Annotated in this window: 6 protein-coding genes and 1 riboswitch; of the genes, 4 read left to right on the plus strand and 2 right to left on the minus strand. The window is 39.9% G+C overall.

The window, feature by feature from the left end; all coding sequences use genetic code 11:
• The first annotated feature begins 3 nt into the window (after positions 1-3).
• Positions 4-1,794 (plus strand): chloride channel protein, encoded by a 1,791-nt coding sequence (locus OC25_RS21590; protein ID WP_039480412.1) that lies wholly within the window; start codon positions 4-6, stop codon positions 1,792-1,794.
• A 183-nt stretch (positions 1,795-1,977) separates the two neighbouring features.
• Here the strand turns inward: OC25_RS21590 and OC25_RS21595 are convergent, their stop codons facing one another.
• Positions 1,978-3,381 carry a sigma-54-dependent transcriptional regulator gene (locus OC25_RS21595; protein WP_039480416.1) on the minus strand — a complete coding sequence of 468 codons (1,404 nt, stop codon included), beginning with the start codon at positions 3,379-3,381 and terminating at the stop codon, positions 1,978-1,980.
• Between the two features lie 111 nt (positions 3,382-3,492).
• The gene (locus OC25_RS21600) at positions 3,493-4,740 is read right to left on the minus strand and encodes a serine hydrolase (protein ID WP_039480419.1); all 1,248 of its coding nucleotides are present in this window, start codon (positions 4,738-4,740) and stop codon (positions 3,493-3,495) included.
• An 86-nt stretch (positions 4,741-4,826) separates the two neighbouring features.
• A riboswitch (cobalamin riboswitch) is annotated at positions 4,827-5,021 on the plus strand.
• Between the two features lie 95 nt (positions 5,022-5,116).
• On the opposite strand from OC25_RS21600, the gene OC25_RS21605 reads away from it, so the two are divergent.
• Genes OC25_RS21605 through OC25_RS21615 form a run of 3 tightly spaced genes read left to right on the plus strand, consistent with a single transcriptional unit; the run spans position 5,117 to position 9,415 of the window.
• On the plus strand, positions 5,117-7,150 hold the full coding sequence (locus OC25_RS21605; RefSeq protein WP_052266383.1) for a TonB-dependent receptor plug domain-containing protein: 2,034 nt from the start codon (positions 5,117-5,119) through the stop codon (positions 7,148-7,150).
• Between the two features lie 19 nt (positions 7,151-7,169).
• Positions 7,170-8,273: a YncE family protein gene (locus OC25_RS21610; protein WP_052266384.1), complete on the plus strand. Its 1,104-nt coding sequence runs from the start codon at positions 7,170-7,172 to the stop codon at positions 8,271-8,273.
• A gap of 20 nt (positions 8,274-8,293) precedes the next feature.
• The gene (locus OC25_RS21615; RefSeq protein ID WP_052266385.1) at positions 8,294-9,415 is read left to right on the plus strand and encodes a hypothetical protein; all 1,122 of its coding nucleotides are present in this window, start codon (positions 8,294-8,296) and stop codon (positions 9,413-9,415) included.
• Positions 9,416-9,638: the final 223 nt, after the last annotated feature.

Here is a 9,638-nt window from a genome sequence, read left to right on the forward strand (position 1 = left end):
AAAATGTATATCCGCTTTGTAAATTACCTTGATAAGATTAACCAATACCGGAAATCAAAAATATCAAACCGTAATTTCTTAGTTATACTGGCGGTTATAGTAGGCGTACTGGCCGGACTTGCTGCTGCTGCTTTAAAAAGTTTAACCCATCACATCGAGGAGTTTCTCCAGTCAGACTGGCATTGGAAATATAAATACTACCTGTATTTTATTTTTCCGATGATCGGGATCTTTTTAACGGTTTTATATATCAAGTATTTTATCAGGAGATCAAAATTCGAAACCGGCTTAACGCCTTTGCTGTACGCCATCTCAAAGAAATCGAGTAGGGTAGAAGCACATAATATTTATTCGCAGGTAATTACTGCAGCTGTTACCGTTGGTTTTGGTGGTTCAACAGGTTTGGAAGCGCCAATTGTTACCAGCGGTTCGGCGATCGGTTCAAATCTGGGCCGATTTTTAGGCCTTTCTTACCGTGAAATTACCATGCTGGTGGCCTGTGGTGCCGCAGCAGGTATTGCTGGGGCTTTTAATAGTCCGGTTGCCGGGATTGTGTTCGCTATCGAAATTTTGCTTCCCGAGTTTACCATTCCCGCTTTTATTCCGTTGCTTTTATCGGCAGCAACTGCAGCTGTAGTAGCCCGGGCATTTTATACGCAACAGTTATTCTTTTTGGTAACAGAGGGCTGGAGGATGGATGCATTGATTTATTACGTGCTGTTAGCTGGGTTAATTGGTCTTTTTTCAATTTATTTTACCAAAGCGAATTACGCTGTTAAAGGCCTTTTTTATAAAATAAAACATCCTTATACCAAAGTTATTGTTGGCGGTTTAATGCTGGGGGCTTTGGTATTTCTTTTTCCCACGTTATACGGTGAAGGTTATATTACCATAAAAGGCTTGCTAAAGGGCGATTATCTGACGGTGATTAACAACAGTATTTTCGAAGATTATAACAATATTCCTGCCGTCGTAATACTTTTTACGGTGGTTACCATTTTCATGAAATCGTTGGCTACGCTCATAACTTTAGGGGCTGGCGGTAATGGGGGTACATTTGCGCCCAGTTTAATTATGGGCGGTTTAATGGGCTTTATTTTTGCCTATGTTGTGAATCTGTCAGGCATAGCACATTTGAATGTATCTAATTTTATCGTGGCTGGTATGGCCGCTGCGTTGGGGGCGATTATGCATGCACCCTTAACGGGTATTTTCCTCATTGCCGAGATTACCGGAGGCTATATTTTAATGGTTCCATTAATGATTACCACTGCCATTTCTTACGCCATTAACCGCAGTTCGCAAAAACATTCTATTTATACTAAGGCATTGGCAGATAAAGGTGAGCTTTTATCGCATGAGGATAAGGATACCACGGTATTGAACCAGATGAAACTAAAATATCTGATCGAGAAGAGCTATCCTCAGGTACAGATGAACGATATGCTTGCGCTTAAGATGGGAGAAATTATACAATCGCATAAAAATATCTGTGCTGTTATTGATGAAACCGGTGATTTTAAGGGCATCATTTATATTGAAGAATTGTTTCAGGAAATGATGAATAATGCCGATAAAGAGAATTTAAAAGCGGCAGATTTGGTACAATCCGCACCCATCACCATTACTGAGGGCGAGGATCTTAAAATGGTATTGGAGAAAATGGAGCAGGAAAATGTATGGATTTTACCCGTACTTACTGAACAAAACCGCTACCTGGGTTTCGTTTCTAAAACTGCAATCTTTAATAAGTACAGGGCCTTGCTGATGCGGCAGAATGATTATATGGGGTAGATGCTAATCCCTGCGAGATCGTCATTTCGACCGTAGTGGAGAAATCTTTCAGAGATATAATTATAGATCTCTCCATTCCGTTGCACTTCAGTCGAGATGACGATTCGTGTATTAACAAAAAAAAGGAATGTTCTCCGGCTAACCTTCAAACATTCCAACTTTAAAACTTTTCAACCTAATTAGCTACTCAGCTCTTTTTAAGCCGAATTTTTCAATTTTGCTATACAGGTGACTTCTTTGAATATCAATTTCATCAGCTGTTTTAGATACGTTCCAGTTATTTTTTTCGAGTTTGAATTTAATAAACTCACGCTCAGCATGATCTTTATAATCCTGAAAGTTATTAAACGAATCAAAGGTAGAGGCAAGGCTCGAACCACCTGAACTGGCAATTTGCGCGCTGCTTGCAGCACCAATGTTGGTTCCACCACCCGGATTGGCAAAGGCACGCACATCATTTTCAGTAATCACCTTATCACTCAAAATAATTAAACGCTCAATCATGTTGTGCAACTCACGTACGTTACCGGTCCACGGTAACGCCTGTAATGCCGACATTCCGCCTTCATTTATCTTTTTAACAGGCATACCGTAATCGCCACAAATGCGCTCTAAGAAGTTTTGCGCAATGACCGGAATATCATCGGTACGTTCGGTTAAATGCGGTACATGAATATTAATTACATTTAAGCGGTGGTACAAGTCCATACGGAAATTACCATTCTCAATTTCTTTTAATAAATCCTTATTGGTAGCCGCTAAAACACGCACGTTTACATCAATTTCTTTTTCGCCACCTACGCGGGTAATTTTATGTTCCTGTAAAGCACGCAACACTTTTGCCTGTGCCGAAAGGCTCATATCGCCAATTTCATCTAAAAATAAGGTACCACCGTTGGCCAGTTCAAACTTACCAATACGCTGTTTTACTGCAGAGGTAAATGATCCCTTTTCGTGTCCAAACAGTTCACTTTCAATTAACTCTGAAGGAATAGCAGCACAGTTTACTTCGATTAAAGGACTTTCAGAACGGTTTGATTTTTCGTGTAACCAACGGGCTACCAGCTCTTTACCGCTTCCATTTGCACCTGTAATTAATACACGGGCTTCGGTAGGGGCAACACGTTCAATGGTTTCTTTAATTTTCGAAATACTTTCCGATTCGCCCAGTATTTCGCGCGTTTTACTTACTTTACGCTTTAAAACCTTAGTTTCGGTTACCAAAGTTCCACGGTCTAAACCATTGCGTACGGTAATGAGTAAACGGTTTAAATCAGGTGGTTTGGAAATAAAATCGAATGCACCTTTTTTACTGGCTTCGATAGCGGTTTCAACAGTACCGTGACCAGATATCATAATAAAAGGTAAATCGGGCTTAAGGAGTTGTGCCTGTTCAAGCACTTCCATTCCGTCCATCTTATTCATCTTGATATCGCAAAGTACGAGATCATAATTACCTTTTTTGATCATCTCGAGGCCATCAATACCGTTATCGATATCTTCAACTTCGTAATTTTCGTATTCCAGAATTTCGCGTAAGGTACTCCTTATCGCTCGTTCATCGTCAATTATTAATAGTTTAGCCATTAGCACTTTATTCTTTTATTTGAAATGCGAATATATTATTTTTTAATTAATGTATAGTTTTTTGTACAATTAATACGCTATAAACCCAAAATGTGCCGAAAGGTTTTAGTCTTAATGGGAATAATCGAGTTTAAATTTACTCAAGTCCGGTTGATGCGATTTTTTGCGGTTTAATTCCACTTCGTAAATGCTTTGGCCAAGGTTTTTCATAAAAGGGAAACAAACCGTATCGTATTCATATTTATTGTCGTTAAATATGCCATCTTCATTACTGTGTACCACTGCAGTTAAAAAGTATTCAATTCCGTTTTTAAAATCTACGAAATAAGAATTGTCGATGATGTAACCATAACTGTCGCCATATTTATTAAAGATGCGGATGTTTGGATCAGGACTAACGTTCTCTCTGCCATAATACAGCATTTTAGCATAGGTAGGCCAAAATTCTTTTGGGTCATATTTCGGGAAATCACTTTCAGTAGGGTACTTACTCATATAAGTATAAATGAGTTTATAATCAGCAGCAGTTAACTTAAACCTTTCTTTTGCGGGGAAAGCTTCCGGAAAAATTAATTTCTGCATCAGTTTCTGCTGATCGTTAATGGCAAATGCATTTTTACCTGCCAGGCTAAAAGGCTTGTTCACCAGCTTGTCGGCGCTATCGAGGTAACCTTTGCCCATGGTGAGGTTGCTTAAAGTTAAATCGTAATCTTTCGGATCGTATTGTGCAGGTTGATTGTAAACCAGTTTATCGCCATTATAAAATTTGATTGGATTGCTATGCCTGGCCGATTCGCCTGCATCGCCAATGGCCAGACGGTTTAAAATACGGCTGTCATTAAAACCATTGGCTTTTAGTTGCTGATTAATTTCTGCCCGGCCAATAAACTCGAATAACCTGTTAAATGCGTCATTATCGCTGGTTAGTAAGATCTTTTTAACATAATGTGCGATTGAGGGCAGACCATTTTTAGCACTGGTATCGGTTAAAACTTTGCTTTGTCCATTAAAAGCACTATCCGTAATCATCGTGCTGGATGCCGTTAAGCCCGTGTTTTTTAAGCGGTTTACTTTTTCGAGCGCAAAAATTACCGCAGCGAGCTTCACTGTGCTTGCCGGATAAAAATAATGATGGGGATCTAAATTATAGCTGAATGTTTTAAAGCTGGGTTTGTTTTGGGTATTGCGGTTAACCTGCGTATATAATATTTGTATCTGGTTTTTGTTTGGGTGATTGAGCACTGAAGAAAAAAGACCGGGTTTCGACTCCATCAGTTTTTTAAGAAATACGGTATCGGTTTTTTGCGCCATAGCAGATAAGCTGATTAACGAGCATGCAAGAGTTAAAAATTTTCTCATTATATAAAAATGTGATTCCTAATTTAGCTTTTTCTGCTAAAACCACCATTTTCCATCACGCATTTTACAAGTTTGGCTAATTTTCATACCTTTGCCACGCTTTTGGTTTCCGGATTTACACCCGGAATTAAAAGGGAATACAGTGTAAATCTGTAACTGTCCCGCAGCTGTAAGCTCCTTAACGGATTTCCAATCATTTTGCCACTGTGCCGACTTGTCGGTATGGGAAGGCCGGAAAGCCGGGAGTAAGTCAGAAGACCTGCCTTAGCATTATATTTCATAGCTTTCGTGGATTGAAGCTAGGGGTGAGGTACTTACGTTTTTCGTATTTTCATTTCTTTTCTATCTGTTGGCTGTGGGTTAAACTCACAATCAAATGATCAAAATTAAAGGTGTTTTACCAAACACCAGGTTTTTCTTTTTGCTGGCCCCGTTATTGGGTATGGGCATACTTTTGCCCGGAATTTCTGCAGCACAGGTGGATACGGTAAAGGCCAATCAACTGCAGGAAGTTAAAATTACCGAGTATAAAAATTCGAGGGTAAACCTTTCGCCAACTCCTGTACAAATACTTGTCGGATCGGAGTTAAGACGCTTAAACAGCTTATCAGTTGCCGATGCGGTACGCTATTTTGCCGGCGTACAGTTAAAAGATTACGGCGGGGCTGGAGGCTTAAAAACCATTAACGTAAGGAGTATGGGGAGTAACCATACTGCTGTGTTTTATGATGGTGTTCAGTTAGGCAATGCGCAAAATGGCCAGGTAGATTTAGGTAAATTATCCTTAGATAATCTGGAAGAAATTGCTGTTTACGTTGGTCAGAAACCGGAATTACTGCTGCCAGCCAAAGGTTTTGCCGCAGCAAGTGCACTTTACCTCAAAACCGCACAGCCGGTTTTTAGTCCTGGCAAAAAGTATGGATTAGGCATTAGTTTTAAAACCGGCTCTTTTGGGCTAATTAATCCCAACATCAGTTATAAACAAAAAGTCAGCAATAAAATCGCTTTTGTTTTAGATGCAGGCTATTTAGAATCGAACGGTAAATATAAATTCAGGTATAAGGAGCTGGCTTACGATACCACCATTATCCGGAATAACAGTGATGTTAAATCGGCAAGGGTAGAAGCTACATTTTTTGGCTCACTGGCCGATAGCAGTAACTGGAGCCTTAAATTGTACAACTATAACTCGGCCCGCGGACTCCCCGGAGCGATAGTTTCGAACAGGTTTACCTTTACACAGCGCCAGTGGGACGATAATAGTTTTGTTCAGGCTTCGTATCAGAATAAAAAAAGTGCCCGCTATAATTTTTTGTTGAATACGAAGTATGCCTATAGTTTTATGCGTTACCTCGATCCTGAATTTAAGCAGCAAAACAGCTTTTTAGATAACCGCTATACCGAAACGGAGTGGTATATCTCTGCAGCCCATCTGTATAAAATAGCTAAAATCTGCGAGCTTTCTCTCGCTACCGATTACAGCTTTCAAAAGCTTAATGCCAACTTATACGATTTTGTCTATCCCAGTCGCCATACAGGTTTAGTGGCACTGGCCACGGCCATAAATTTAAACAGGCTAAACCTGCAAGCTAATGTTTTAGCCACACTAATTGCAGAGCAGGTTAAAAATAGGAATCCGTCTACCAGCAGGCAAGAATATACCCCCAGTTTGATGGCTTCGTGGCAACCTTTTCAAACCAAAGATTTCCGCGTACGGAGTTTTTACAAATCTATTTTCCGTATGCCCACTTTTAACGATTTGTATTATACGTTTATTGGCAATACCAAGCTGAAACCCGAATACACCAGTCAGTACGATTTAGGTTTTACTTACGGGCATACCTCAAACGGAAAACGCCTCGCTTATCTATCTGTTCAGGCCGATGCCTACTATAATCTGGTAAAAGATAAGATTGTGGCCATTCCGGGCAATAATTTAGGCCTGTGGAAGATGTTTAACCTTGATCGGGTGCAGATTAAAGGTTTCGAAACCAATATACAGACGGTTTGGGATTTAGCCGCACAGCTGAAATTGAAAGCAAGTGCCAATTATACCTTCGAAAAAGCAATAGATATCAGCGCTACTGCTTTCAGGTATGGCGATCAGATCCCCTATATTCCCGTACACAGCGGATCGGCGAGATTCGGTATCGATTACAAAAACCTGATGTTTAATTATAGTTATATCTACACTGGCGAAAGGTATAGCCAAAAAGCCAATATCGCCGCCAACTACGTTAAACCCTGGTATACGCACGATTTAACACTGGGTGCAAATTTCGTTTACCAGCAAACCCGTTTCTTTTTCAACGCCGAAATCAATAATGTTTTTAACCAGTATTACGATGTGGTGCTCAACTATCCAATGCCGGGCCGCAACTACCGTTTTACTTTATCCGCTAATTTTTAAACCAATTTAATATCACGATATGAAACACCAATTACAACAAATTTTTAAACGTACCGGCTTACTGCTGTTAACTGCCCTCGCTTTTGCCTGTAGAAAAGATACACCGGTAGATGAAGATTCGGAGCAAGGCGCTAAAACACCGTCAGTAACTGTAAAAGGATTGTATGTCTTAAACGAAGGCAACTGGGGTTCTAACAAATCATCTTTAGATTATTACAATTATGAGGATGGTAAATACACCAGAAATATATTCGGAGCGGCTAATCCGGCGGTTACATTAGGTCTTGGAGATGTAGGTAACGATATCAAAATTTACGGTGCTAAAATGTATGTGGTAGTAAACGGAAGCAATAAGGTTGAAATCTTAAACGCCGGCAATGCCAGGCAGGTCGCTAAACTGGATATCAACAACCCCCGTTATGTAACCTTTTACAAGAATTTTGCTTACATCACCTCTTACGATGGCTATGTCGCTGTAGTAGATACCACCGCTTTAAGCACCATTAAAACTAAAATAACGATAGGTAACCAGCCCGAAGAGATGGCAGTTGTGGGTAATAAACTTTATGTGGCCAATTCTGGTGGTTATAACTATCCAAATTACGACAGAACAGTATCGGTAATTGATTTAACTACCAATACTGAAACCAAAAAGATTGATGTAGCCATTAACCTGCACCATTTAAAAGCCGATAAATATGGCGATATATATGTGACCTCGAGAGGTGATTACGGAGCAGTTGCCTCTTCATTATATGTGATTGATAGCCAAACCGATGCCGTGAAAAAGAATTTCAATATTCCGGTTAGCGATTTCTGGATTAATGAAGACGATGCCTATCTGTTTTCTTACAGCTATGCTACCTCAAAGTCGACCTATGTAAAACTTAATGTAAAAGACGAAACCGTAGTAAGCAACAATTTTATTGCGGATGGGGTTGAGGCTTCTATTACGCTTCCTTATGGTATTGCTGTCGATCCAACATCGGGAGATGTTTTCGTAACCGACGCGAGAGATTACGTTACACCCGGCACCATTTACTGTTTCGATAAAGCAGGTAAAAAGAAATTTACGTTTACCACCGGCGATATTCCCGCACACATTGCATTCTTATTAAAATAACATACAAAAACACACCAAAAATGAAAAAATCAATTATCTATTCAATGCTTTTCTGCCTGTTCTTATTCAGTTGTAAGAAAGATAACGTGCTTGGCCCCGATGTAAACCTGCTCATTAAAGAAGATGCTGTACAGGCTAAGGTAGCTGTAGTAACCAATTTTAGTGCAGGTACAAACAACGGACAGGCTTTTCAGCACGAATGGAAACTCGATGGCAAAGTGGTCAGCACCATTTTTAACTATAATTTTATTGCCGCAAAAGCGGGTACTTATGTTTTAGCTTACAAAGGTTATAACGAGGCTGGCGAATTCACCCATAACTACACCATTACTGTTCCGGTTCCGGTGGTAGGAATTACCCCAACCAGCAGCAAATATATCAGCCGTATTTTAGATTACCTGCCCGCCCCGGGCCAGTTTGTAAACGAAACCCTTGGTAAACCAGAGCAGGCACAAAAATTAATTGGAAGCACTACCAACCTGATTTCCTTAGGTGGTTTTGGTGGCTACATTATTTTTGGCTTCGACCACTCGGTAGTAAACAACACCGGTAACGATCTGGCCATTTATGGTAATCCATCAGGGGCTCCATATCATTTTTCTGAGCCAGGTGTTGTAATGGTTAGTCAGGATAGCAACGGCAATGGTCTTGCTGATGATGAGTGGTATGAGTTAGCCGGAAGTGAATACAGCAAAGCTACAACCATTAAAAATTACGAAATTACCTATACCAACCCTAAAGCATTTGCCAATGTAAGCTGGAAAGATAATCAGGGAAATAGCGGAGAAGTAAAAGTTAACAATTTCCATAAGCATAATTTTTATCCTGAATTTGCCGCGAACCAGGAAACCATCACCTTTAAAGGAACTTTGTTGCCACCTTCAACCGGTAAGGCAGGTAGTATTGTAATCAGTTCGCCATTTGACTGGGGCTACACTGATAGTTATTCTACCGGCGATGATTACAAAACCAATTTGTACAATAGCTTCGATTTATCGTGGGCGGTTGATAAAAACGGAAACAAAGTAGATTTAAAAACAATCGATTTTGTGAAGGTATACACCGGACAGAATGCTGATGCAGGTAGCCTTGGTGAAATTTCGACTGAAGTAAAGGGTGCGGTTGATTTGGGGATTAAATAAAGTCTGATCATCTACCTATAAATAACAGCCCAGTTGTTAAAAGGCCTGCCTTGTGGACATGCCCCAAAAAGTTAGACACTTTTTGGGGCATTTTTTATGAGTAGAAAACAAAAATATGACTATCAGTTTAAACTTGATTTAGTCAACAAGGTAATCAAAGAAGAACACTCTGTACATGAACTTTCCAATATGTATGGATTGGCTAAATCACAGTTACAATTTT

This window comes from Pedobacter kyungheensis, from assembly GCF_000812965.1.
In the GTDB taxonomy this organism is placed as follows: Bacteria; Bacteroidota; Bacteroidia; order Sphingobacteriales; family Sphingobacteriaceae; genus Pedobacter; species Pedobacter kyungheensis.